We start from the raw sequence: 23,709 nt of genomic DNA, 5'->3' as shown, positions 1-23,709 counted from the left end.
TCACATTCCTACTTTCTGTCTGTTTTCGTTGACGAGTGTCATAAAGCGGTCGAATAGGTCGTTGGCGTCATATGGTCCTGGCGCCGCTTCCGGATGATATTGCACCGAGAACGTCGGATGATGTAAATGTTTGATGCCTTCGATCGTCCCGTCGTTGACGGCGCGATGCGTCACGATGAGCGGCGTCTCAAGGAGCGACGTCTCGTCGACGGCGTAGCCGTGGTTTTGTGACGTGATCGTCACAGCACCGGTCTCAAGTTCGAGGACAGGATGATTGGCACCACGATGTCCGAACGGAAGCTTGAACGTGTTGGCACCGCTCGCGAGAGCAATCAACTGATGGCCGAGACAGATCCCGAACATCGGGAGTTTTGGCATGAGTGCTTCGATCAGCGGGAGCGCCGTCGGGACGTCTTTCGGGTCGCCTGGTCCGTTCGAGAGCATGACCCCGTCCGGCTCATAGCGCATCACTTCTTCAGCCGTCACGTCGTGCGGCAAGACGACGACTTCACAGTCGCGCTTCAACAATTCGCGCATGATCCCGAGTTTGGCCCCGAAATCGATGAGGGCGATCCGGCGGCCGCTCCCGGTGCTGACGTAAGCCCGTTTCGTCGAGACACGTGCCACTTGATCGGTCGGGAAGCTCGCTTCAAAGCGCATCGAAACGTCTGCCCACGTCGACTCACCGTCGATCAACACGCCGCGCATGACGCCGCGTGAACGAAGGTGACGCGTCAACATGCGCGTATCGACACCTTCTAGACCTGGTATCCCGAAGCGTTCGAGCGTCTCCGGCAACGTCGCCGTCGAGCGGAAGTTCGACGGCAGATCACACGCTTCTTTGACGATGAGCGCTTTTGCCATCGGGACGGTCGTCTCAAAGTCTTCACGGTTGACGCCATAATTTCCGATGAGTGGATTCGTCAACACGATGAGCTGGTCACAATAAGACGGGTCCGATAAAATCTCTTGGTAGCCGGTCATTCCTGTTTGAAAGACGACTTCCCCGATCGTCTCGGCGTTCGCGCCGAACGCCTTGCCTACAAATGCTGTCCCGTCTTCAAGCCATAATGTTCGTTTCATCGAATCTCCCCTTATATACGATTTCTCCGGCCGCGATCGTCACGACCGGCCAACCTGTGAGTCTTTTCCCAGCGAACGGTGTGTTCTTCCCTTTTGACGCGAACGTCGTCGGGTCGACCGGACGCACCGTCTCCGTATCGATCAGCGCGAGGTCCGCCGCCCGGCCGACCTCAATCACGCCGTAAGGCAGACCGAACACCTCGCTCGGTCGTCTCGTCATCCAGTCGATGAGCGCCGCCTCTTCCATTTGTCCCGTTTTGACGAACGTCGTGTAAAGGAGCGGGAACGCCGTCTCGAATCCGGTGATGCCGAACGGGGCGCGCTCCATCCCTTGTGCTTTCTCTTCAGCCGTATGCGGGGCGTGATCGGTCGCAATCAAATCGATCGTCCCGTCGAACAGCCCTTCTAAGAGCGCCGCGCGGTCGTCTTGGCTTCGCAGCGGCGGATTCATCTTAAAGTTCGGATCTAACCCCGGGATGTCGTCTTCCGATAAGACGAGGTGGTGCGGTGTCACTTCCGCCGTGACGTGGATCCCGGCCCGTTTGGCGTCACGGATGACGCGGACCGATTGACGTGACGACACGTGACAGACGTGATAGTGACAGCCTGTCTCTTCGGCGATCAACACGTCACGGGCGATATGGATGCTCTCGGCGAGACTCGGGATACCTTGGATGCCGTGCGTCTCACTAAACATCCCTTCATGGACCGAACCGGCCTTGAGCGTATTGTCTTCGCAATGGGCCACGACCGCTTTCCCAAGCCGTTTCGCTTCCCGCATCGCTTGACGCATCATCGCCGCCGACTGCACGCCGACCCCGTCGTCTGTGAACGCGAACGCGTCCGCAAGTGACGGCATATCGACTTGTTCGACACCGAGCTGCCGTTTCGTGATCGCCGCATACGGGAGCACGCGGACGCTGGCGTCACGCTCGATCCGAGCGAGCAAGTCATCGAGCGTCGCCCGGTCGTCCGGGACCGGTCGTGTGTTCGGCATCGCGCAAATCGTCGTGAATCCTCCGGCCGCAGCCGCAGCGGTCCCGGTCTTGATTGTCTCTTTCGCCTCGCCACCCGGCTCGCGTAAATGGACGTGGACGTCGACGAGACCTGGGATCAACAGCTTCCCATTTGCGTCAATCACTTCGTGTCCTTCGGTCGTCCCGTCGTAATCGACCGAACGGATCGTGCCGCCCTCAATCAACAGATTGCTCGTCCGTTTCGTCTTCCCGTCATACCATGTTGCGTGTTGAATAATCATTGTTGTCCCCCTAATGCTCGATTTAAGATGGCCATCCGTGCGTAAACGCCGTTCTTCATCTGTGGAAAGATGCGCGATGACGGATGTTCGATCAAACTGCCGGCGATCTCGACGTCCCGGTTGACCGGGGCCGGATGCATGATGATGGCGCCTTGTTTCATCCGCTCGACCCGCTCGACCGTCAAGCCGTAGCGCGCATGATAGTCTTCTTTAGAAAAGATGTCGCCCATAATGTGGCGCTCGTGCTGAACGCGGAGCAACATGACGACGTCGCAGTCCGGTAAGATGTCGTCAAGGTCGCGGTGCGAAAGCCCCATCGAACCATCCCACCACGATTCCGGGCTACAACCGACGACGTTCGCCCCGAGCCGTTTCAACACGCCTGCGTTCGAGCGGGCGACCCGGCTATGGACGAGATCGCCGCAGATGGCGATATTCAAGCCTTCGAACGTCTTGAACTCTTCATAAATCGTGACGAGGTCGAGCAGCGACTGTGACGGGTGTTCCCCGCTCCCGTCCCCGCCGTTTAATACTGGGATCGTCAGCTTCTCGACGAGCTCATGGTAGTATCCCGCTTCAGGATGGCGGATGACGAGCGCGTCGACCCCGATCGCTTCAAGCGTCTTGCACGTGTCGTATAACGTCTCACCTTTCGTCACCGACGACGTCGCCACGTCGAACGGGATCTCTTGGATGTTCAAGTGCCGCTCGGCCATTTGAAACGAGTTTTTCGTCCGCGTCGAATTTTCGAAGAACAAGTTCGCGACCGTCTTCCCGTCAAACAGCGGCGGCATGTCCCCTTGTTTGTAGCAGAGTGACTCTTCGATCATCCCCATGATCTCTTCGAGGGTGAGCGTGTCTAAGCTGACAAAATGGTTCGGTTGTTGTTTGATCAAATTCATGTTCGTCTCCTCCTTTTGTTTGGAGGCAAAGAGAAAAGGCGTCTCTTCACCTACGTGAAGGGACGCCTTCATTTGGGTAGACTACACCCAAATAAACGAGCCTTCACTTTGCCGACCTCACGGGATCGAATTAAAAGTTACTTGCCTGTTTCGTTTCTTCAGTTGTATCGACCGAAGCCGGTTCGACTTCTTCTTTCGGTAACACCGCGTTCAAAAGAATACCGACGACCGTCGCGAGCGCCATCCCTTGGACCGGGAAGCTGCCGAGTTGGACCATCGCCCCACCGAGTCCGACGACGAGAATGACCGAGGCGATGATGAGGTTGCGTTTCTCGGCAAGGTCGACGTTGCTGTCGACCATCGTCCGCAGTCCGTTCGAGGCGATGACACCGAACAAGAGGATCGAGATACCGCCTTTGACCGGATTCGGGATTGTCGAGATGAACGCCTCGACGTGACCGAGGAAGCCGAAGCTGATGGCCATGAGCGCTGCTCCGGCGATGACGTAGACGCTGTACACTCTCGTGATCGCCATGACGCCGTTGTTTTCACCGTACGTCGTACACGGCGGTCCACCGAGCGCTGAGGCGATAGCTTTGCCGACACCGTCGCCGAGGAGCGTCCGGTGCAGGCCTGGATCTTTCATCGTCTCGCGTCCGATGATTTTCGACGTGACCATTTGGTCGCCGATGTGCTCCGTCATCGTGACGAGCGCGACCGGGACGATGGCGAGGAGTGCCCCGACTTGCCACATCGGCATGTAGTCGACGAACACCATCGTGAAGTCAGGCAGTTGGAACAGGCTCGCTTGACCGATGGCCGAGTAGTCGATGATGCCGAACATGGCGGCGATGGCGTATCCGCCGACGATGCCGAACAAGATCGGAACCGCGCCCCAGACTCCTTTTAACTTTGTCATCGCGAGGATCGTGATGCCGAGCGTGAGCAGGGCGACCGTGATGAACGTGCCGTTATACGCTCCGTCGCGGTTCATCGACATGTCGATGGCGACCGGTGCGAGCGATAAGCCGATGACCATGATGACCGGACCGACGACGATCGGCGGCAACAGTCGTAACAGCCAACCGACGCCCGTCTTAAAGATGATGAGCGACACGACACCGTAGACCGAACCGGCGATAATACCGCCGAACAGTGCGGCTTCGACGCCCCATTGCTGGCTGACCGCGATGATCGGTGCGATGTAGGCAAAACTTGACCCGAGATACGTCGGGACTTTGAATTGGGTGATGACTAGGAATGAGAGCGTGGCCACACCGGAAGCGACGAGGGCGACGGACGTGTTCAGTCCGGTCAAAATCGGGACTAAGATCGTCGCTCCGAACATGGCGAAGACGTGTTGCAAGCTGAAGAGCAGCCATTGCGGCAAGTGAGCGGGACGCTCGTGGATGTTGAGGATGGGTTGTTTCATAAATAGTTCTCCTTCCTGGCCTCTCTGGACCACCTTAAAGGTTTTGGATTTAATGCTGTTGGATGTACACTTCGTCTGTCGTGTCGACTTCACTGAGTCGGACCACGACTTGTTCTGTTTTCGATGTCGGGACGTTTTTCCCGACAAAGTCCGGGCGAATCGGCAACTCGCGGTGCCCCCGGTCGATCAAGACGGCGAGTTGGATGTAATCCGGCCGGCCGTGGTCGACGAGTGCGTCCATCGCGGCCCGGACCGTCCGTCCCGTGTACAAGACGTCATCGACGAGGACGACCGTCTTGCCATTGATATCGTGCGGGAGTTCGGTCGCTTTCACTTCTGGGTCGAGCGACTTCTTCGATAGGTCGTCCCGGTAGAGCGTGATGTCTAAGTTACCGAGCGCGATCGGTTTTCCTTCGATTTCTTCGATGCGATGGGCGAGTCGGTCGCCGAGCGTCTCACCGCGCGTTTTAATCCCGACGAGGACGACGTTGTCCGTCCCTTTGTTGCGTTCAATGATCTCATGGGCGATTCGCGTCAAGGCGCGTCGGATCGCGGCTTCGTCTAGTATGGTCGAGCGTTTCATATGATTCCTCCTCTCGTAATCTATAAAAAAAGAAGACTTCCTCATCCGGCTGGAAAGGAAGTCTTCACGAAGGCAAACGAGTGCCGTATATGATAGACGGTTGTGGCCGCGGCCACGATCCTTTCACAGCCTCTCTGGACTGGGTTTAAAGGTGTTATGCTTTCTAGACTATAAATCTGAATCGGTTGAAAGTCAACGTGTTTTCTCGATTTTGTCCAATTTTGCGAGCTCTGCCTCGAAGTCGGTCGGGAGTGCCGCCTCGAACTCGAGCCATTCGTTCGTCCGCGGATGATGGAAGCCGAGCGTGGCTGCATGGAGCGCTTGCCCGTTCAAATCGATTGTCCGACGCGGTCCGTATTTCGGGTCTCCGGCAAGCGGATGGCCAATATAGCGCATATGGACACGGATTTGATGCGTCCGTCCTGTCTCGAGCTTGCACTCGACGAGCGTGAAGTCTTTATAGCGCTCGAGCAGACGGAAGTGTGTCACCGCTTCTTTCGCATTCTTGTCTGTCACCGTCATGCGCTGACGATCGTTCGTGTCGCGCCCGATCGGCGCCTCGATCGATCCGAGCTCATGGACGAGCTCGCCGTGGACGAGGGCGACGTATTCGCGTTTGATCGTTCTGTCTTTCAACTGTTGCGCGAGTGACTCGTGCGCCATATCGTTTTTCGCGACCATGAGCAGTCCCGTCGTATCTTTATCGATGCGATGGACGATACCTGGACGCTTCACACCATTGATGCCTGAGAGGTCGTCACAGTGATATAACAGCGCGTTGACGAGCGTTCCAGACGTATGACCGGCCGCAGGGTGCACGACCATGCCACGTGCTTTGTTGACGACGATGACATCCTCGTCCTCGAACACGACGTCGAGCGGAATATCTTCGGGGAGGACTTGGAGTTCGACGGCTTCTGGCACCGTCACGACGACTTCGTCCCCTTCTTGCAGTTTATAGTTCGGCTTCACGACTTGACCGTTGACGAGCAAGTCCCCCGCCTTAATCCAGTCTTGGATTTGCGAACGTGACCAGTCACTTCGTTCGCTCATCCATTTATCGATCCGTGCCTTTTCTTCGGCGACAAATGTGTAAGTTTCCATTACGATTGTCCCCTTTCTTTGTTTAATTTTTCTTCGAACAAGACGCCGATGATCATAAAGATGACCCCGAACGTGAGTGCCATATCGGCGACGTTAAAAATCGGGAAGTTGTAGCCGAACGGGTACGTGTCGACGAAGTCGACGACCTCGCCCCGGAACAGACGATCGATAAAGTTGCCGATCGCTCCGGCGAGCAGTAAGCCGACACTGTAGCCGAGCAGTTTGAACCCGTTCACTTCTTTATGCAAGAAGTAGATCAGACCGACGACAACGACGGCGGTGACGACGAAGAAGAATACCATCTGTCCTTCGAGCATGCCCCAGGCCGCGCCTCTGTTGCGGTACGATGTCAAATAGAGCCATCCCGGGATCAATTCGATCGATTGACCGATCGTCATCGTCTGGACGACGATCCATTTCGTCACTTGGTCGAGCAAAATGAGAACGACTGCTAATCCGTAATAACGTTTCATCAAATTCTCCTTTCAAGTCATAAGAAACCGGAGTGGACTGTGCGCCACTCCGGTCCGGCTCATGCGATGACTTCTGTACAGCGCGGGCAAAGTTCTGGATGATCTGCGTTCTGACCAAGTTCGGTCGAATACGTCCAACAGCGGGCACAAGCGGCACCGTCTGCTTTCGCGACGCTGATCTTCGCCGTCGCGTAGTCGACGTCGGCCGTATCGACGTAGTCGAGTTGTGACACTTGCAGGAGTTGACGAACGTTATCGATCGTGTCGAGCAGCGCTTTCGTCTCACCCTTCGGTGCGATCTGAAGTTTTGCTTCGAGCGGTTTCCCGATCAACTTCTCGCCGCGGGCGATCTCGATCGCTTTCAAGACGTCGTCGCGGAACGTGAGGAATTTCGACCATTTCGCGAGTAATTCTGTCTCTGCTTCCGTGAGCGGCGCCACTTCTTCAAGGTCCGACAAGAAGACGCTATCCGCCGTCTTGGCCGGGATTTCTTGCCAGACTTCATCCGCCGTATGCGGGAGGACCGGGGCAAGCAGCTTCGTCAACGTGATGACCGCATCATACATGACCGTCTGAACGGCACGACGACGCGAATCGTTTTCACGTTCGATGTAGAGGATGTCTTTCGTGAAGTCGAGATAGAACGACGACAACTCGTTGACACAGAAGTTGTGGCTCATGTGGTAAACAGCCATAAAGTCGAACGTATCGTACGCTTTGACGACTTTCGTCTGAAGTTGTTTCAGCTTCGTCGCCATGAAGCGGTCGGCTTCCGGCATATCTTCGAACGCGACGCGCATCGACGGATCGAACCCGTTCAAGTTACCGAGCAAGAAGCGTAACGTGTTACGGATCTTCCGGTATACTTCTGACACTTGTTTAAAGTTGTCATGCGAGGCGCGGACGTCTGACTGATAGTCGACAGACGCGACCCAAAGACGTACTATTTCAGCACCGTACTGTTTCACGAGGTCGTTCGGTGCAATCGTGTTGCCGAGCGATTTCGACATCTTCCGGCCGTCGCCGTCAAGGACGAAGCCGTGACTGAGGACGTTGCGATATGGCGCTTTGCCGGTCGTCGCGACTGCAGTCGACAGTGACGAGTTGAACCAACCACGGTATTGGTCCGAACCTTCTAGGTACAGGTCGGCCGGACGGCGCAAGTTGTCGCGCTGTTCGAGCACGCCTGCGTGTGACGAACCTGAATCGAACCAGACGTCCATGATGTCGACTTCTTTACGGAACTCGCCGTTTGGACTGTTCGGATGTGTGAAGCCTGCTGGCAACAAGTCTTTCGCTTCGCGCTCGTACCAGATGTTTGATCCGTGCTCATGGAACAAGTTGGCGATATGGTCGATCGTTTCGTTCGTGATGATTTCCGTTCCGTCTTCTGCGTAGAAGATCGGGATCGGCACACCCCATGCCCGCTGACGGCTGATGACCCAGTCGCCACGGTCACGGACCATGTTGAACAGGCGCGTCATGCCCCATTCCGGTACCCAGTTCACTTCTTCGATTTCACGCAACATGTCGCTGCGGAAGTCTTTGATCGAAGCGAACCATTGCGGTGTCGCCCGGAAGATGACCGGCTTTTTCGTACGCCAGTCGTGCGGGTACGAGTGCTTGATGAATTTGAGCTTCAACAAGTTGCCATTTGCTTCGAGCTTCATGCCGATCTCTTTGTTCGCATCTTCATAGAACAGTCCTTCAAAGCCTGGTGCTTCGTCCGTCATATACCCACGGTCGTCGACCGGACACAACACGTCAAGTCCGTACGCTTGGCCGACACGGTAGTCGTCTTCCCCGTGGCCAGGTGCGATATGGACGCAGCCTGTCGCTTCAGCCGTGACGTGGTCGCCAAGGATGAGGAGTGACTTCCGGTCGTAAAGCGGGTGCTGTACCGTCATGTGTTCGAACTCGCGTCCGTTCCAAGATCCGCTCACTGAGTACTCATCCCAGCCAAGTGCTGTCGTCACTTCTTCGACGAGCGTCTCGGCAACGATATACCCTTTGCCATCGTGCTCGATCCGTGTGTATGTCAGCTCATCGCTGACAGCGATTCCGAGGTTGGCCGGAATCGTCCACGGTGTCGTCGTCCAGATGACGAAATGGTCGGTCGTCCCGAGGACGCCTTTGCCATCGACGACTTGGAACGCCACATAGATGGCTGGTGATTTTTTGTCATAGTACTCGATTTCAGCCTCAGCGAGTGCCGATTCAGAAGACGGTGACCAATAGACCGGTTTTTTCCCTTTATAGATGTATCCTTTTTCAGCCATCGTGCCGAACAGGCGGATTTGCGCCGCTTCATATTCAGGCTGGAGCGTGATGTATGGATTGTCAAAGTCAGCGAGCAGTCCGAGACGCTTGAACTGTTCACGTTGTGAGTTCACTTGCTCCATCGCGTAAGCGGCACATTTTTCGCGGAACTCGGCGACAGTCATCTCTTTACGGTTGACGCCTGCTTTTTGAAGCGCGTTTTCGATCGGGAGACCGTGTGTGTCCCAACCTGGGATCATCGGTGATTGATAGCCGTTCAACGACTTGAAACGGACGATGATGTCTTTTAACACTTTGTTGAGTGCATGGCCCATATGGATGTCACCGTTGGCGTACGGAGGTCCGTCATGTAGAATGTATTGCGGCTTTCCTGCATTCTTTTCTTGAACGCGGTTGTACAAGTCCATCTGCTCCCAAGCCTCGTGCATTGCTGGCTCGCGCTTCGGCAAATTTCCACGCATCGCGAATTCTGTATCAGGCATCAATAATGTGTCTTTGTAGTTCATTGAAACTCCTCCTGCATCTTTTTTGAAAAACAAAAAAAACCCGCCCCTAAATAGGGACGAGTTCATCGACTCGCGGTACCACCCTACTAATCTCAAGTAGACCTTGAGACCGCTCTCGGTAACCGATAACGAGGTCAAGCGGTCACGCTTACTCAGTTCAGCATGACACTCATAGGGGATACCAAATAAAGTCTTTCTCTTAGGCTTGCACCTTCCCTAAGTCGCTTCGTAGGTGTGACTTTATTGACGTGTCCTAATCAACGTATTGTTTATTATCCGTGATGTTTGTTTGGTGTGACTTCGTCGTCATTATACGCAAGTTCACTCGTATCGTCAAGAACCGTCTGGACAGGCGGCTCTCCGACAATCGTGTCCCATTCGGTACTATTTAGAAGTTCCATCTGTGCGTCGACGAGAACACGGAACCTGGTCCGGTACAGTTCGACTTTTTTCAACATTTGAATGACTTCACGCTCGGCCATCTGCTCTTTACGCGACGCTTCCTCTTCTCGGGCGAGCGCTTCGCGTTCAGCCTGCTTCAAGATGAGGCTGGCTTCTTTGGCCGCATTGGTCTTGACTTCTTCTGCCGCCTCTTGTGCGACGATAATCGATTTATTCAACGTGTCTTCCATCGAGGAGAAGTAGTCAATACGGGCTTGCATATCGTTGACGAGTTCTTCGTACCTTCTATTTTCACGAATCAATAGCTCAAACTCTTTAATGATTTGATCTAAAAATTCATTGACCTCATCGATATCGTACCCGCGAAAACGAGTCGAGAACTCTTTGTTATGAATATCAATCGGTGTCAACGCCATTCGACTTTCCTCCTAAATTCAACGTATGATGCCATACTGGATTTTTATTTTCTCACGCTTTGTCGAGCCGAGGATTGCCGTCAATTTGACACGACCGTAACCCCGGATTGAAACTAAATCGTCTGGTTCGAGTAAAAAGCTCGCGTCCGTGATCGCCTTATGATTGACTTTGCAGTCACCATGTTTGACGAGCGCCTGTGCTTTCTGGCGCGATAGACCGAGCACCTCGCTCACGACCGCGTCAAAGCGGAGTGAGGAGACGATGCCAAACTCGTCGCTCCATTTGACTTCTGGGACGGTCAAAATCGATGCGGCCGGTACATCAGACAGCCGCACCCGGGCTTTGCCGACGCGATCCACGTTCATTTCGATGAATCCAGCCGCATCAGCCGTCGTCGCGAACTGAGCGATCCCGTCAGCGAGGACAACGTCGCCAAACTTTTGCCGTTTCAGGCCCGCGTTAAGAAGCGTGCCTGTCACTTGGCGGTGGGTCAAGTCGACAAACTTCGTCGGATAATCGATTTGAAGAATCTTGACTTCAAAGTCGTTCACGTCGAGTTCATAGTAGTCGGGCGTCAATAAAAGCCGTTTCCGCTCAGCTCCAGGGAAACCGCCGTCCTCGTAGATGGCGAGCCGTTTGCCAACGAGTTGCCTGACGATTTGTTGCTCACGTGGGTCTAAAAAATCCGTCAATTTAAACAAGTAGTTGTCCTCGACTTGTCGCACCCAGTCGAGCACTTGCTCGACAAACGGGCGTTCATTCGGTCGATAATGATCGAAGACGCTCATTTACAGACCGAAAATCGCTCGCACTCCTGCTTGCGCCATACGAAGCACGAACAGGGCGACGATTGGAGAAATGTCGAGCATACCGCCGATTGGCGGGATGATCCGACGGAACGGGTTAAGAAACGGCTCACACAAGTATGTCAAAATCTGTCCGAATTTTGATTCTCTCGCATTCGGGAACCACGATAATAAAATATAGGCAATCAAGACCCAACTATAATATCCAAGAAGCGTAACAATCGTATTGCCTAATGCAGGGATCGCATTTTCCATTCATTTACCACCCTTTACTGTTTAGTTCGTCCTCCGAAATCAAATTCGAAATCGATCCAGTCAATTCGATATTGTTCGGAGCACATAGAATCGTGTTATGTCCAATCGACGTCATCGTTCCTTCTAGGGCGTATACGACACCCGATAAGAAGTTTACAACTTGACGAGACTGCTCTTTCGACATGCGCTGAAGATTGACGATGACGGCACGATTTTCTTTCAACTGGTCGCCAATATCTTGTGCCTCGGCAAAGACGCGCGGTTCGGCAAGAACGACTTTCGAACGTTCTTTCTTCTTCGTGTTTAGCGCGACGAGATTGTTCGATGGTTTCGGACGCTCCTCGGTTTTGACGAGCGCATCAGTCGTCGGTTGAGTGTTCGTCTCTGCGACAGCATACTCTTCCCCTTCATACGCGTGATTCGGATCTTCCTCAAGTCCAAAGAAGTCTTTCATTTTGTTTTTGATTGACATAACGGATTCCTCCTTAGAATATATTATTGCACAAGTACGGTCCCAATACGAACAAACGATGCGCCTTCTTCGATTGCCAACTCGTAGTCGTTAGACATACCCATCGACAATTCGTTGCATGGTGCATGTTCGAAGCGATTTGCCGCGACGCGGTCGCGCAATTCGCGCAAAGCACGGAATGTTTCACGGATCACACCTTCATCTTCTGTGAACGGAGCCATCGTCATCAGTCCGATGACCCGAATATGGCGATACTGTCTACAGTTCTCGATGAACGGGATGACTTCCTCTTTTTCAAGCCCATGTTTTGACGTCTCGCCCGATACGTTCACTTGGACGAAACAATCGATGACACGGTCGGACCGTTTGTCAATCTCTTCGGCGAGCGATAATCGATCGAGCGAATGGATTGCGGCAACATGATCGATGACTTGTCTCACTTTGCGTGTCTGTAAACTACCGATAAAATGGAACTTGGCGTCCGACGGCATCGCATTGACTTTTTCGAGCAGGCCTTCCGGACGGTTCTCACCGAAATCCCGGACCCCTTCTACGTAAAGCGCGTTCGCGACGTCGACACCGACCGACTTCGTGACCGCGATGAGCGTCACCGCTGTTTCAGATTGACGGTTCTCAATATTCTGTCTCACTTGTTTGACGTTATCAGCTATGCTCACAATTTCTTCTCCTTGACGAGGACGGCGGCAAATCGACGTTTGGCGTCTCCGTTCCGATACGAGAAAAAGTCTCGATCGGAAGCGGTCGACAAGTTCGACTGCGTGACGTCCATGTTTCTTTCGACAGCGAGTGTCTCATTGACTCGTTGCAATGATAGATTCGCATGACGTTCTGATTCGTTATACACCGAGGCCGCATACGCTTCGGGCGAGACGGCATTGACGGCATCTAGGACACGGCGATCGACTTCATAATGCTCGGCCGTGATGGCCGGTCCGACGTACATCTCGATGTCTTGTTCCGGAACCCCGAGCCGAGCGAATGCGTCCGCCATCGAAGACACGATGTTTCCGACCGTCCCTTTCCATCCGGCATGAGCCATGCCGATGATTCCGTGATCTTTCGCACAAAAGAACAACGGGACGCAATCGGCGAACACGAGAGCGAGTGGCAAATCGGTAGCGGTCGTGACGAGCCCGTCAGTCGCTTGAATCGCCTCATCGTATCGATAGGCGCCTTTGCCCTTGTCCGCTTCGTCGACGGTCGCGACACGCGTCCCGTGCACTTGATCGGCCCAAACCGAATCGCTGAGCGACAAGTTTGCTTCGGTGAAGAAACGTTCCCGGTTGGCAATGACTTGTTCCGCATCATCGCCGACGTGCAAACCGACATTGCCTTCATTGTGTCCATCCGTCCGAGTCGTCACGTAAGCCAGATAGCGATACGCTTCGGTTTCCCATGTATGTATGAGTTGCATACCAGTCTCCTTTTTTAGAAAAAGGGGGTGCCGAGAACGGCACCCCCTGTTGTTTAGTTACGGCGTTGTCTTACGAACGCTGGGATGTTGATCGTCTCGTCTGGGACGTCCCCACCATAGACTGGTCTATGGAAGTTCCCTTCTTCTTGTTGAGCGGGTTCAGTCGGTTTCGGTTGAACTTCTTTGTTCGCCTCAGGTTCCGCTTGTTTCTTCGGTTGCTGAAGGAACGGGTTCGTGCCTTGTGACTCTTCCGCAAACTCAGTCGCGATGACAGTGACGATGATCTCCTCGTTCAAGTTTTCGTTGATGACCGAACCAAAGATCAAGTTCACTTCTTCATCAGCTGCGCTTTGAACGATTTGAGCAGCCTCTGTTACTTCATACAGGCTGAGGCTGAGTCCGCCTGTAATGTTCATCAAGACACCTTTCGCGCCTTCGATCGAAGACTCGAGCAATGGAGATGAAATCGCCTTTTTCGCTGCTTCGATGGCACGGTTTTCACCAGTCGCCACACCGACACCCATGAGCGCCGATCCTTTTTCCGTCATGATCGTTTTCACGTCGGCGAAGTCAAGGTTGATCAAACCAGGGATGGCGATCAAGTCTGTAATCCCTTGGACACCTTGGCGAAGCACGTTATCCGCTTCGCGGAACGCTTCGATCATCGGCGTGTTCCGCTCGACGATTTCAAGTAACTTGTCATTCGGGATGACGATGAGTGTATCGACTTTTTCTTTGAACGCTTGGATTCCGTGTTGCGCATGCTGCATCCGTTTGCGTCCTTCGAACATGAACGGTTTCGTGACGACACCGACTGTGAGCGCTCCGATTTCTTTTGAAATCTCAGCGATGACTGGTGCAGCGCCCGTACCTGTTCCCCCACCCATACCGGCAGTGACGAAGACCATATCGGCACCGTCAAGTGCTTCGATCAATTGCTCACGGCTTTCTTCAGCCGCTTTCTTGCCGATATCCGGGTTCGCACCGGCACCAAGGCCGCGTGTCAATTTAGCGCCAAGCTGGAGCTTGACGTCCGCTTTCGACATATTGAGTGCTTGTGCGTCTGTATTGACCGCGATGAACTCGACACCTTGCACTCCGTGCTCGATCATTCGGTTGACGGCGTTTGAACCACCACCACCGACTCCAATTACTTTAATTTTTGCTACGGCGTCAATCGCCTCATCAAAGTACATCATTTCAGGTATCCCCCTACGTAATTTCCAATTGTTAACACATCATCAGCTTACACGCCAAATAATTTTTCCATTAAACGCCCGAATCCATTTTTAGATTCGCGCTCTGTTGTTTCAGGCTCGTCATCACGATCGATGTCGCGTTCTGTCCCGCCAGTTGGTGTCGGAACAGTCACACGCTCGTCTGGCTTCTCAAGTTGCGACTTCGAGACATGATGGTCGCTCATGAGCACATACTTGAGAACACCGACAGCCGTCGCGTATTTCGGATGTCTGACACCAATCGACGAAGGTTGGTAGAGTCTTGTCTTTTGACCCATGACGCGCGTCGCCAATTCCTGGATGCCAGGCAAGGCAGCCGCTCCGCCACAGAGGAGATAACCTCCGCTGAGCGGTGGAACACCTACCTTTTGCACTCTATTCAACACGAGTGTGAACATTTCCTCTATTCGCGCCTCTAAAACGTAACTAATTTCTGCTTGTGGCTCGAATGCCACTTCCCCGTTAATATTCGTGAACGAGAATCCTTCAGAAGCGTCCGCCATTTCTTCGAGTGCGAGTCCGTATTCTTCTTTCGCCACTTTTGCGTCTTGGTACTTACAGTTGAGTTTATATACCAAGTCTCGCGTCATGTGGTCCCCACCGACTGGGAGGATATACGAGTAGACGAGATCACCGCGATAAAATACAGAGACGGTCGTCTTTTCATGTCCGATGTCGACGAGGCCGATTCCAAGGTCGATTTCATCGACGGAAGCAGCACTCATTCCAAGCGCCAAGTTACCGAGCACAAATCCTTCTAGCGTAAGACCTGCCCGTTCAATCGAACGACGGATGCTATGTAGGACCGTTTTTGAACCCGTTACCATTTTCCCGTGCATTTCTAACCGATAGCCGAGCATACCACGGGGATCGACGACCCCTGTCTGTTGGTCGACTGTGAATGACGACGGAATGACATCGATGACGCTCATCTCATCCGGCAAACGCATCACTTGCGCCGAATTGATGACTTCGATGACGTCGACATCCGTGATTTCTTGGTCTTCTCGTTTCACCGATGCGATTCCATGACACGGGGCAATTTGAATGTGTTCCCCTTCGATGGCAACATATACCGAACGAACTTGATCACCGAGCGCCGCTTCGGCATGTTCGACGGCTTGCTTAATGGCTTGAACCGTTTTATCGATGTCGACGACGGCGCCACGTTTTACTCCTGCAGACGGGGCGCACCCCTCCGCCAAAATGTTAAGCGTTCCTCCGAGCAATTCGCCCACGACGAGCTTAATTTCTGACGTTCCTATATCCAATGCGGCAACATAACCGTTCGCTTCCAAAAGGGAAACACCTCCGCGCTTAAATTTCTGTTTCTGAATTTCCGTTACATTGTTACAGATATCCAAAAATATTGATAGGTCCGGCAAGATATCTCACGTTTAAGTTTACAACAAATAACATAGTGAGAAAAGGTAGAATCCTACAAATTAAGCGGTTTTGGGGTGTCAATTCGATTACAAACCATAAAAAAACAGCCCTTACGTGTCTAAGGACTGTAAAAATTCAGATTATTCTTTCGTTTTTTCGTAAGGGACGAAGTAAAAGCCTCCGTCCATGACGACGGTTCCGCGTTGGCCTTTTGGGATGTTTTCAAAGATATCCCCGTATTTTGAGACGGTTTCGCTCAATTTGAACGTCGGTGTGAGCAACGTGTTTCCATCGTTCATATAAATCTCATACTGGACTGGTTCATCCTTTTTTTTCGAAAAGACGATTTCAGACATCCGGGCCCGCATCGCGTCATCGACTTGCTCGAGTTCACTTGCCACTTTCTCGAGCTCGGCGACGTCCGTGAACTCACGTAAGAGCGGACCATCCTGCAACTTCTCCGGATCATCGATTTGTCCGGTCGGGTGAAGTGATCCGTCTGCGAGCACGACGACTTCTTCTGAGTCGTTTCGCGAGTAAGCGATCATCTTCTCTTCTTCGACGTCCACGGTGACGATGTTATACCAAGACCGATCGACTTTGGCGTCCCGCACTCCCGGGAGTGCGCGAATCGTCTGCTCAATGTCGTTCGGAGAGATGCGAACAATCTTTGAAGACGTGTCAAGATCCGTCCCCTCAAGGACATAAGCTTCAGTCAACCAGTCGAGTCCGGACACATTCACGGCCTTCACGTCAGAAACCGACGTCTGCATATAGACGACGAGTGCGATGAGCACGGCAAACAAGAGTAGAATCGTCGCCAAGCGTCGATTCGCTTTTTTGCGCCGTTGGTCCTTCATATACGGAATCCGATCTTCCAAACTGCGAACGGTATTCTGACGCGTCTCCATTAACTTCTCTCCTTTATCGGCTTACTTCTTCAACAAGGTCGGCGAGTGATTCCGCGGCATGCGGGAATCCTAATCGTTTCGATGCTGCGGCCATCTCGTCATGGTTGTCCAAGACGTGACGGATCGACGCGACGAGCGTCGCGCCTGTCAACGCTTGCTCTTTTATCAGCTCAGCGGCACCGCTCTCGACGAGCGCCGACGCATTTTTCGTCTGATGATCCGCTGTCACGTAAGGGCTTGGGATTAAAACGCTCGGCAAACCGAGTGCAGTCAATTCCGAGATGGTCGAAGCACCGGACCGTGAGACGACGAGACTCGCACAAGCGAGGAGTTCTGGCATATCGTAGACGTAAGGCAAGATTTGGACGTTATCTGAGCTCGGCGCTTTGGCGACGACATCGTCAAAATGCACTTTTCCGGTCACATATAAGACGTTCACAGGTTCAGTCGCGAGTTCTGGGATCGCCTCGATGACCGCTCGATTGATCGCTTCCGCCCCTCGGCTTCCGCCATAGATGAGAACAATCGGTCGTTCGTCAATCCCATACTCGGTGCGCAGTTTCATCTCGTCTGCCGTTGTCTTCAAGACCTCACTGCCCCGTGGATTCCCGATGACTTGCACGTTCGCCCCTGGGAAATGTTGTTCAGAACCGGCGAACGACAGCGCGACACGATCTGCTTTTTTAGACAAAAACTTATTCGTCAGTCCCGGGATACTGTTTTGTTCATGCAAAATCGTCGGAATACCGAGCAGTTGTGCGGTGAAGACGACAGGCCCGGACACGAAACCGCCCGTTCCGATGACGACGTCAGGTCGGAACGCTTTCATGTCTTTTCGCAATGCGAGAACCGATTGGACGAACCGATAACCCGTCTTGACGTTCTCAATCGAAAGCGACCGTTTCAAGCCACTGATTCGAATCGATTTGAACGGGATACCTGCTCGCGGTACGAGATCGGCTTCAAGCCCGTTCTCGGTCCCGATATAGAGCACCTCTAAATCGGTATGCCGCTCTTTCAACGTATCGAGCAGGGCGAGCGCCGGATAGATGTGACCACCCGTCCCTCCACCAGAAATGATGACTCTCATCGGTTTGCCTCCTCATATGCGTTCACGAGCTTGACGAAATGTTCGCCTCGTTCTTCAAACGTCTTATATTGATCCCAGCTCGCACAGGCCGGCGACAGCAAGATCACGTCGCCTGCAACGGACTGTTCAAACGCGAGCGGTACCGCCTCGTCGAGCGTGGCGACGGCTTGCGCCGGAATATTTTCTGATTCACTTAACGTTTTGAACCGTTCAGCCGTCTCGCCGTAAGCGATGACAGCTTTCACCCGTTTCATCGCCGGAACGAGTGATGTCAGGTCGGCTCCACGTTCGAGCCCGCCGCATAACCAAACGATCGGTGCCTCAAAACCAGTGAGCGCTGCTTCGGCAGCGACGTTGTTCGTCGCTTTTGAATCGTTGTAGACACTTCGGCCAAGCACACGGCCGAGGCTCTCCGTCCGATGGGCGACGCCGCCGAACGTGCGTAAGACGTGCTCGATATGATCAGTCGGGATGTCAAACGGCTCGATCAACAAGAGCGCGGCCAATACGTTCTCGACGTTATGGGCGCCTCCGAGCGCAAGTTCTGACACCGGCATGATCCGTGCGCCATGCAAAGTGACCCATCCTGAATCGACATGCGCGTCACCGGCTTCATAGCCAAACGTTTGAGCTGAAAGTCCGGTCGGCACTCGCTTCATGACTTCTCGATCCTCACCTTTGACGACGACCCGGTCTGAAGGTGTCATGTTTTGGAACAGATTCGCTTTCGCGTCAGCGTATGATTCGAAGTCACCGTGATAGTCAAGATGGGCTTCTGACAAGTTGAGCAGTGCTGCCGAGCGGGGATGGAACGCTTCCACCCCCATCAGCTGAAAGCTCGATAGTTCGATCACGATCAGGTCGTCCGGCGCGGCTTGCGTCGCGACTTCGATGGCCGGAACCCCGATGTTCCCCGCCACGTGGACGGGACGTTTACCACCTTTTAACAGCTCATGGACGAGCGTCGTCGTCGTCGTTTTACCGTTCGACCCGGTGATGGCGACAAAATCTGCCTCTGTTGCCAAATAAGCGAGCTCGATTTCCGTATAAATCGGGATGTGACGCGCAATCGCTTCTTCTAGTAACGGGATCTGATAAGGGATACCCGGATTCTTGACGATCAGTTCAGCTTCGTCTAACAGTTCAAGCGGATGCGAGCCGAAGACAGTTTTTACGTTTAGCGCTTCAATCTTTGCCTGCTCTGCTTCTGTTGGCTCACTGCCCGTATTGATCACTACGTCTGCGCCAACCGCCTTTAAATAGGCGGCAGCTGCGATACCACTCCGAGCCGCCCCGAGTACGAGGACTCGCTTACCATTCCACTGTTGATTCATGTCTTCCACCATCCATTACATGAGAAGTAACGACAATACTGCCGTGATCAAGCTAATTCCACTGAACGTCAATACGATGCGCCATTCTGACCAGCCGACCATCTCGAAATGGTGGTGGATCGGACTCATCTTAAAGATTCGTTTCCCCGTCGTTTTAAACGAGATGACCTGCAAGATGACACTGAGCGTCTCGATGACAAAAATAATACCGACGAAGACGAGTAATAATTCAAGTTTCAACATGAGGGCGAGACCAGCGACCGCTCCGCCTAATGCTAGCGAACCCGTGTCACCCATGAAAATTTTCGCCGGGTATTTGTTAAAGACGAGGAACCCAAGGAGTGCTCCGACCGTACTAAACGCAAACCAAGCGATGCCGACTTCGTCTTGTCCTAACGCATAAATTCCAAAGAACGCAAACGTCGGGATGGCCGAGAACGAAACGAGACCGTCCAAACCGTCCGTCAAGTTGACGGCGTTCGAGAAACCGACGAGCCAGAAGATGACGATGGCGATGTAGAACCAGCCCGTATCAAACGCGATCGATGTGAACGGAATGCTGATTGTTGTGTCGAGCCCGCCGCCAAGTGATAAGAACCAAACGAACAACACCGAGACAATGATTTGGCCAATCAACTTTTGGAGCGATGTCAATCCAAGGTTGCGTTTGTTGACGACTTTAATGTAGTCGTCAAGGAATCCAATGATCCCGAACGCGAGCGTGACGAACAAGAGCGTCCCGAATCCGGCGACCGCTTCTCCAAACACGATCGAAACGAGAAAGCCGACAAGAAGTGCGAGCAGGATGACGATCCCGCCCATCGTCGGTGTCCCTGATTTCTTTTGATGCCAATCCGGACCCTCGTCCCGGATCTCCTGACCAAACTTTAAGTTACGAAGCGCCGGGATGGCTCGCGGCATGACGACCAATACGGTCAATAATGAACTGATTAAGACGATTAAACTGATTAACATATTCGTACCTCACTACTCTATTTATTGGACTAAGCGCTCAAGCGCAAGTCCTCGCGATGCTTTTAACAATATCACAGTCTGTGGCCGTTGATAACTGCTGAGGAGTGCTTTCGCTTCCTCTACCGTTGGGACCATCGTCACATTCACGCGCGGGTCACTGATCCCTTGTGTGATCCATTTCGCTTTGTCGCCGATCAGCACGCAATCGGTCACAGGCGCCGTGATGACGTGGCCGACACTCTCGTGCTGGGCCTGTTCATCTGTTCCGAGTTCGTACATATCCCCGAGGACAAGGACACGACGGCTAAAGCCTTCTAACGTTTTCACCGTCTCGATGGCGGCAATCATCGATGTCGGGCTCGCATTGTAGGCGTCATTGATCAAATGCGCGTCACCGAACATTTGCTTCTCCATCCGCATCGATGTCAATTGAACCCGATTCAGGCCGCGTTGGATTGTCTCGTGATCAAGACCTAATTTGAGCCCGCACGCGATCGCATACGCCGCATTCCGGATTTGGTGGGCTCCGAGCACTTTTAACTCATAAAACTCGTTATTGTAGCGGAAAATCGAGGCGTCAAACGTCGATTCGACGACTTCAAGTTTCCCATCCGCCGTCGCGTCGTAACCGACTCGGTAACCTTCGTTGGCCAAAAGCGGCTCGTCGGCATCGACGATGAGCACCCCGTCCGGTTTGAGCCCGGCTTTAATCTCAAGTTTTGCTTTAGCGATCCCTGAGCGACCTCCGACTTGTTCGCCGTGCGACTCGCCGATGTTCGTCACGAACGCGACGTCAGGCTTGGCAAGTTTCGATAACAACTCGATTTGCCCGAATCCGTTCATCCCCATCTCGAGCACCGCGACTTCCGTGTCACGAGGCATTCGCAGTACGGTCAGCGGCAGACCGACGTCCGAGTTGAAGTTTCCAGCCGTCTTGTGGGTTTTGAACTTTTCCCCGAGAACGACGGCAACCATGTCTTTCGTCGACGTCTTGCCGTTTGAACCGGTGATCGCGACCACGAACGGATCGATTTCAGCCAAGTATCGTGCCGCCGCTTCTTGCAGCGCCTTTAGCGGTGACTCGACAGGAATCGCCACAATCCCTTCCGGCAGCGGACGCCCCTGCTCCCAAAACGTCACGATTGCGCCTTTTTGGACGGCCGCATCGATGAAGTCGTGGCCATCGACGCGAGCCCCGATGATCGGCACGAACAATCCATCCTCATTACCGTCCCTCGAGTCGGTCGCGACATGACGGACCTCACGAGTGTCGTCCGTCTCCATCCCAAACCAAGAAGCAAGTGTCTGTATCGTTAACTGTTCCATCCTTATTTCCTCCTGTGACAAAGGAAAAGAGAGCCGAGGCCCTCTTCATCCCTATGCGTTAGTTCGACGGCGATTGGAGCCTCACTTTGAGTGTCGCCCCGTTCTTGACCGGCTTGCCTTTCCCGATTGACTGGGAAGTGACAAAGCCCGTTCCGTCTATTTCTAAATTCAATTGATAGAGCGTCGCCAATCGTTTCGCATCACGAAGCGACCAGCCTGATAGGTTCGGCATCGTGAACGAGTCCTCCGTCTTCAACAGGAGACGCTCCCCGACGACGTACGATTGCCCCTCGACCGGGCTTTGAGCGACGACATCGTCCCCGCTACCGAGTAAGATCGGTTCGAACGAAGCGGCTTTCGCCTGCTTGACCGCCTCATCACGACCAAGCTCGACGTATGTTTCCGTCGTCTTCGTCGACGCATCGATTGTTTTCGTTTGTTTTTCCGGTTCGACGCTTCGATAACGCAACGCCACGTCCATGACATCCTTGAACAGCGGCGCCATGATGCGCGGACCCGTCGTCGACGAGTCGCCGTTCGGTCGGTCGACCGCAATATACATGACAAGTTCCGGATCATCTTTCGGTGCCATTCCGACGAACGAGTGGATGTACTGACCGCTCAAGTACTTCCCATTTTCGGCAATTTGAGCCGTCCCGGTTTTTCCGATGACGCGATAATTATCGAGCGCATACAGTTGACCGGTTCCGAGATCACTATTGACGACACCGTCGAGTGCTTCGCGTGTCAGCTTGGCCGTTTCTTCCGTGACCGGTTGACCGACAGTTTTCGGATTGGTCGTCCGAATCGTCTCGCCCGTTTCACGGTTGACGACTTTTTTAATCACGTACGGTTGTTTCATCGTCCCGTCGGTCGCGATCGCGGAAGTCGCTTGTAGGATTTGCATCGGTGTCATCGCCGTCGATTGTCCCCATGCTGTGATCAACACGTTCATCGGACTATCGAAGTCGTATTGACTGTTCACTTCTCCCGGCAAATCGACGCCCGTTCGTTGGTCGAACTTGAACGCCTTGAAGTAATCTTCGTATCGGTCGAGTCCGAGTCGGTCATTCGCTAAAATCGAGAAGGCGACGTTTGAAGAGTGCCAGACGCCTTCCACCATAGGAATCGTACCCCATCCGGTAACGTTATAATCATTGAACACCGTCTTGCCATACTTGTAAGACCCGGATTTGTACAGCTCGTTCGGGTTGTAAACACCTTCATTGATTGCTGCGGCGAGTGTGAAGATTTTCATCGTCGAACCTGGCTCAAAGCGTGATGAGACAGAGAAGTTGCTGTAAGACGTGATCTCACGGGTATTCGGATCAAAAGACGGACGATCGGACAAAGCGATGATCTCACCGGTCTTTGGATCCATGATGATCGCCGTCGCATTTTTCGGTTTATATTCTTTATACAGTTCATCCATTTTCGTATCAAGCAGTTGTTGGATGCGATGATCGAGCGTCAACTGGACGTCCGCCCCGTCTTCCGGGTCGATTTTTAGTTGTTCATCGCTCGACACGAGCTGCCTGCCTGCTAAATCTTTCTCGAAACGATATAAACCGTACGATTCACTCAGCACGTCATTGAGCGATTTTTCAATCCCAAGTTCTCCGACGAGTTCGATGCGCCCGTTTTGATCAATCTTTTGGGCGTAGCCGACGACGGATGAAGCAAAGACTTTATTCGGGTAATAGCGTTTCGGTTCTTCTACGAACGTGATGCCCGGAATCTCAAAAGCTTCGATTGCTTCTTTTTGTTCGACCGTCAAATCACGGCCCGGTACCCCGAACTCGATTTGACCGCGATCGACATTTTGTTCGAGCCGTTTCAAAATATCGGCTTCAGTCATCGGGATGACCGTCGCAAGCTCTTTAGACGCACCTTTAAACTCGTCAGGCAAGAGCGTCTTGTTTTCGACCCGCTCTCCCCCTAGCTTCAAGACCGCGACAATCCGGTAGGACGGGATATTGATGGCAATCGGTTGCCCGAACCGATCAAAAATCTCTCCACGCTCTGCCTTAAGTGTACTGAC

Annotated in this window: 22 protein-coding genes and 1 other annotated feature; all 22 genes read right to left on the bottom strand. The window is 53.3% G+C overall.

The annotated features are described in order from the left end of the window. On the bottom strand, nucleotides 1-1,083 hold the full coding sequence (locus A6395_RS14355) for a carbamoyl phosphate synthase small subunit (protein ID WP_071399567.1): 1,083 nt from the start codon (nucleotides 1,081-1,083) through the stop codon (nucleotides 1-3). Continuing rightward, a complete protein-coding gene (locus A6395_RS14350) occupies nucleotides 1,061-2,341 on the bottom strand; it encodes a dihydroorotase (RefSeq protein WP_071399566.1) in 1,281 nt (426 codons plus the stop codon). The genes A6395_RS14355 and A6395_RS14350 overlap by 23 nt, the downstream gene beginning before the upstream one ends. Beyond that, nucleotides 2,338-3,243: an aspartate carbamoyltransferase catalytic subunit gene (locus tag A6395_RS14345; RefSeq protein WP_071399565.1), complete on the bottom strand. Its 906-nt coding sequence runs from the start codon at nucleotides 3,241-3,243 to the stop codon at nucleotides 2,338-2,340. Before A6395_RS14345 ends, A6395_RS14350 begins: the two co-directional genes overlap by 4 nt. A 130-nt stretch (nucleotides 3,244-3,373) precedes the next feature. Beyond that, entirely contained in the window at nucleotides 3,374-4,675 is a 1,302-nt protein-coding gene (locus A6395_RS14340) for a uracil-xanthine permease family protein (RefSeq protein ID WP_071399564.1), read from the bottom strand. Nucleotides 4,676-4,724: 49 nt separating this feature from the next. Then, nucleotides 4,725-5,258 carry a bifunctional pyr operon transcriptional regulator/uracil phosphoribosyltransferase PyrR gene (pyrR, locus tag A6395_RS14335; RefSeq protein ID WP_071399563.1) on the bottom strand — a complete coding sequence of 178 codons (534 nt, stop codon included), beginning with the start codon at nucleotides 5,256-5,258 and terminating at the stop codon, nucleotides 4,725-4,727. Nucleotides 5,259-5,450: 192 nt separating this feature from the next. Beyond that, entirely contained in the window at nucleotides 5,451-6,362 is a 912-nt protein-coding gene (locus tag A6395_RS14330; RefSeq protein ID WP_071399562.1) for an RluA family pseudouridine synthase, read from the bottom strand. Beyond that, nucleotides 6,362-6,835: a signal peptidase II gene (gene lspA, locus A6395_RS14325; RefSeq protein ID WP_070327549.1), complete on the bottom strand. Its 474-nt coding sequence runs from the start codon at nucleotides 6,833-6,835 to the stop codon at nucleotides 6,362-6,364. The genes A6395_RS14330 and lspA overlap by 1 nt, the downstream gene beginning before the upstream one ends. Before the next feature lie 59 nt (nucleotides 6,836-6,894). Then, nucleotides 6,895-9,621 carry an isoleucine--tRNA ligase gene (gene ileS, locus A6395_RS14320; protein ID WP_071399561.1) on the bottom strand — a complete coding sequence of 909 codons (2,727 nt, stop codon included), beginning with the start codon at nucleotides 9,619-9,621 and terminating at the stop codon, nucleotides 6,895-6,897. 49 nt (nucleotides 9,622-9,670) lie between these two features. Beyond that, nucleotides 9,671-9,891: a binding site (T-box leader), on the bottom strand. A 2-nt stretch (nucleotides 9,892-9,893) separates the two neighbouring features. Beyond that, nucleotides 9,894-10,439: a DivIVA domain-containing protein gene (locus A6395_RS14315; protein ID WP_016509011.1), complete on the bottom strand. Its 546-nt coding sequence runs from the start codon at nucleotides 10,437-10,439 to the stop codon at nucleotides 9,894-9,896. An 18-nt stretch (nucleotides 10,440-10,457) separates the two neighbouring features. Next, nucleotides 10,458-11,228, bottom strand: a complete 771-nt coding sequence (locus A6395_RS14310; RefSeq protein WP_070327551.1) for a YlmH family RNA-binding protein — start codon at nucleotides 11,226-11,228, stop codon at nucleotides 10,458-10,460. Continuing rightward, nucleotides 11,229-11,501 (bottom strand): YggT family protein, encoded by a 273-nt coding sequence (locus A6395_RS14305; protein WP_070327552.1) that lies wholly within the window; start codon nucleotides 11,499-11,501, stop codon nucleotides 11,229-11,231. Nucleotides 11,502-11,505: 4 nt separating this feature from the next. Then, nucleotides 11,506-11,973 carry a cell division protein SepF gene (locus tag A6395_RS14300; RefSeq protein ID WP_070327553.1) on the bottom strand — a complete coding sequence of 156 codons (468 nt, stop codon included), beginning with the start codon at nucleotides 11,971-11,973 and terminating at the stop codon, nucleotides 11,506-11,508. 23 nt (nucleotides 11,974-11,996) lie between these two features. After that, on the bottom strand, nucleotides 11,997-12,650 hold the full coding sequence (locus A6395_RS14295) for a YggS family pyridoxal phosphate-dependent enzyme (protein ID WP_071399560.1): 654 nt from the start codon (nucleotides 12,648-12,650) through the stop codon (nucleotides 11,997-11,999). Then, on the bottom strand, nucleotides 12,647-13,408 hold the full coding sequence (gene pgeF, locus A6395_RS14290; RefSeq protein WP_071399559.1) for a peptidoglycan editing factor PgeF: 762 nt from the start codon (nucleotides 13,406-13,408) through the stop codon (nucleotides 12,647-12,649). The genes A6395_RS14295 and pgeF overlap by 4 nt, the downstream gene beginning before the upstream one ends. Before the next feature lie 53 nt (nucleotides 13,409-13,461). Continuing rightward, nucleotides 13,462-14,607: a cell division protein FtsZ gene (gene ftsZ / locus A6395_RS14285; protein WP_070327556.1), complete on the bottom strand. Its 1,146-nt coding sequence runs from the start codon at nucleotides 14,605-14,607 to the stop codon at nucleotides 13,462-13,464. A gap of 47 nt (nucleotides 14,608-14,654) precedes the next feature. Continuing rightward, nucleotides 14,655-15,944, bottom strand: coding sequence for a cell division protein FtsA (ftsA, locus tag A6395_RS14280; protein WP_071399558.1), 1,290 nt, complete (start codon nucleotides 15,942-15,944; stop codon nucleotides 14,655-14,657). A 228-nt stretch (nucleotides 15,945-16,172) separates the two neighbouring features. Continuing rightward, nucleotides 16,173-16,943, bottom strand: coding sequence for a cell division protein FtsQ/DivIB (locus tag A6395_RS14275; protein ID WP_071399557.1), 771 nt, complete (start codon nucleotides 16,941-16,943; stop codon nucleotides 16,173-16,175). Between the two features lie 13 nt (nucleotides 16,944-16,956). Next, the gene (gene murG / locus A6395_RS14270; RefSeq protein WP_071399556.1) at nucleotides 16,957-18,033 is read right to left on the bottom strand and encodes an undecaprenyldiphospho-muramoylpentapeptide beta-N-acetylglucosaminyltransferase; all 1,077 of its coding nucleotides are present in this window, start codon (nucleotides 18,031-18,033) and stop codon (nucleotides 16,957-16,959) included. Continuing rightward, entirely contained in the window at nucleotides 18,030-19,367 is a 1,338-nt protein-coding gene (murD, locus tag A6395_RS14265) for a UDP-N-acetylmuramoyl-L-alanine--D-glutamate ligase (protein ID WP_071399555.1), read from the bottom strand. The genes murG and murD overlap by 4 nt, the downstream gene beginning before the upstream one ends. Nucleotides 19,368-19,382: 15 nt before the next feature. After that, nucleotides 19,383-20,342 carry a phospho-N-acetylmuramoyl-pentapeptide-transferase gene (gene mraY, locus A6395_RS14260; RefSeq protein ID WP_070327561.1) on the bottom strand — a complete coding sequence of 320 codons (960 nt, stop codon included), beginning with the start codon at nucleotides 20,340-20,342 and terminating at the stop codon, nucleotides 19,383-19,385. A gap of 21 nt (nucleotides 20,343-20,363) precedes the next feature. Then, nucleotides 20,364-21,668 carry a UDP-N-acetylmuramoyl-tripeptide--D-alanyl-D-alanine ligase gene (locus A6395_RS14255; RefSeq protein WP_071399554.1) on the bottom strand — a complete coding sequence of 435 codons (1,305 nt, stop codon included), beginning with the start codon at nucleotides 21,666-21,668 and terminating at the stop codon, nucleotides 20,364-20,366. A gap of 58 nt (nucleotides 21,669-21,726) precedes the next feature. Beyond that, nucleotides 21,727-23,709: penicillin-binding transpeptidase domain-containing protein (locus A6395_RS14250; protein ID WP_071399553.1), on the bottom strand; the 1,983-nt coding region annotated here is incomplete at its 5' end.

It is taken from the genome of Exiguobacterium sp. SH31 (assembly GCF_001816105.1).
Lineage (GTDB): Bacteria > Bacillota > Bacilli > Exiguobacteriales > Exiguobacteriaceae > Exiguobacterium > Exiguobacterium aurantiacum_A.
This window is presented reverse-complemented; position numbering and strand designations above follow the sequence as displayed.

Excerpts from the sequence above, each read along its gene's own strand:
- A6395_RS14315 (WP_016509011.1), bottom strand. The coding sequence starts at position 10,439 with ATGGCGTTGACACCGATTGATATTCATAACAAAGAGTTCTCGACTCGT.
- A6395_RS14305 (WP_070327552.1), bottom strand. The coding sequence starts at position 11,501 with ATGGAAAATGCGATCCCTGCATTAGGCAATACGATTGTTACGCTTCTT.
- A6395_RS14350 (WP_071399566.1), bottom strand. The coding sequence starts at position 2,341 with ATGATTATTCAACACGCAACATGGTATGACGGGAAGACGAAACGGACG.
- pyrR (WP_071399563.1), bottom strand. The coding sequence starts at position 5,258 with ATGAAACGCTCGACCATACTAGACGAAGCCGCGATCCGACGCGCCTTG.
- ftsZ (WP_070327556.1), bottom strand. The coding sequence starts at position 14,607 with ATGATGTACTTTGATGAGGCGATTGACGCCGTAGCAAAAATTAAAGTA.
- A6395_RS14300 (WP_070327553.1), bottom strand. The coding sequence starts at position 11,973 with ATGTCAATCAAAAACAAAATGAAAGACTTCTTTGGACTTGAGGAAGAT.
- A6395_RS14355 (WP_071399567.1), bottom strand. The coding sequence starts at position 1,083 with ATGAAACGAACATTATGGCTTGAAGACGGGACAGCATTTGTAGGCAAG.
- A6395_RS14340 (WP_071399564.1), bottom strand. The coding sequence starts at position 4,675 with ATGAAACAACCCATCCTCAACATCCACGAGCGTCCCGCTCACTTGCCG.
- mraY (WP_070327561.1), bottom strand. The coding sequence starts at position 20,342 with ATGTTAATCAGTTTAATCGTCTTAATCAGTTCATTATTGACCGTATTG.
- A6395_RS14345 (WP_071399565.1), bottom strand. The coding sequence starts at position 3,243 with ATGAATTTGATCAAACAACAACCGAACCATTTTGTCAGCTTAGACACG.
- murD (WP_071399555.1), bottom strand. The coding sequence starts at position 19,367 with ATGAATCAACAGTGGAATGGTAAGCGAGTCCTCGTACTCGGGGCGGCT.
- A6395_RS14255 (WP_071399554.1), bottom strand. The coding sequence starts at position 21,668 with ATGGAACAGTTAACGATACAGACACTTGCTTCTTGGTTTGGGATGGAG.
- pgeF (WP_071399559.1), bottom strand. The coding sequence starts at position 13,408 with ATGCAACTCATACATACATGGGAAACCGAAGCGTATCGCTATCTGGCT.
- A6395_RS14330 (WP_071399562.1), bottom strand. The coding sequence starts at position 6,362 with ATGGAAACTTACACATTTGTCGCCGAAGAAAAGGCACGGATCGATAAA.
- ileS (WP_071399561.1), bottom strand. The coding sequence starts at position 9,621 with ATGAACTACAAAGACACATTATTGATGCCTGATACAGAATTCGCGATG.
- lspA (WP_070327549.1), bottom strand. The coding sequence starts at position 6,835 with ATGAAACGTTATTACGGATTAGCAGTCGTTCTCATTTTGCTCGACCAA.
- murG (WP_071399556.1), bottom strand. The coding sequence starts at position 18,033 with ATGAGAGTCATCATTTCTGGTGGAGGGACGGGTGGTCACATCTATCCG.
- A6395_RS14310 (WP_070327551.1), bottom strand. The coding sequence starts at position 11,228 with ATGAGCGTCTTCGATCATTATCGACCGAATGAACGCCCGTTTGTCGAG.
- A6395_RS14275 (WP_071399557.1), bottom strand. The coding sequence starts at position 16,943 with ATGGAGACGCGTCAGAATACCGTTCGCAGTTTGGAAGATCGGATTCCG.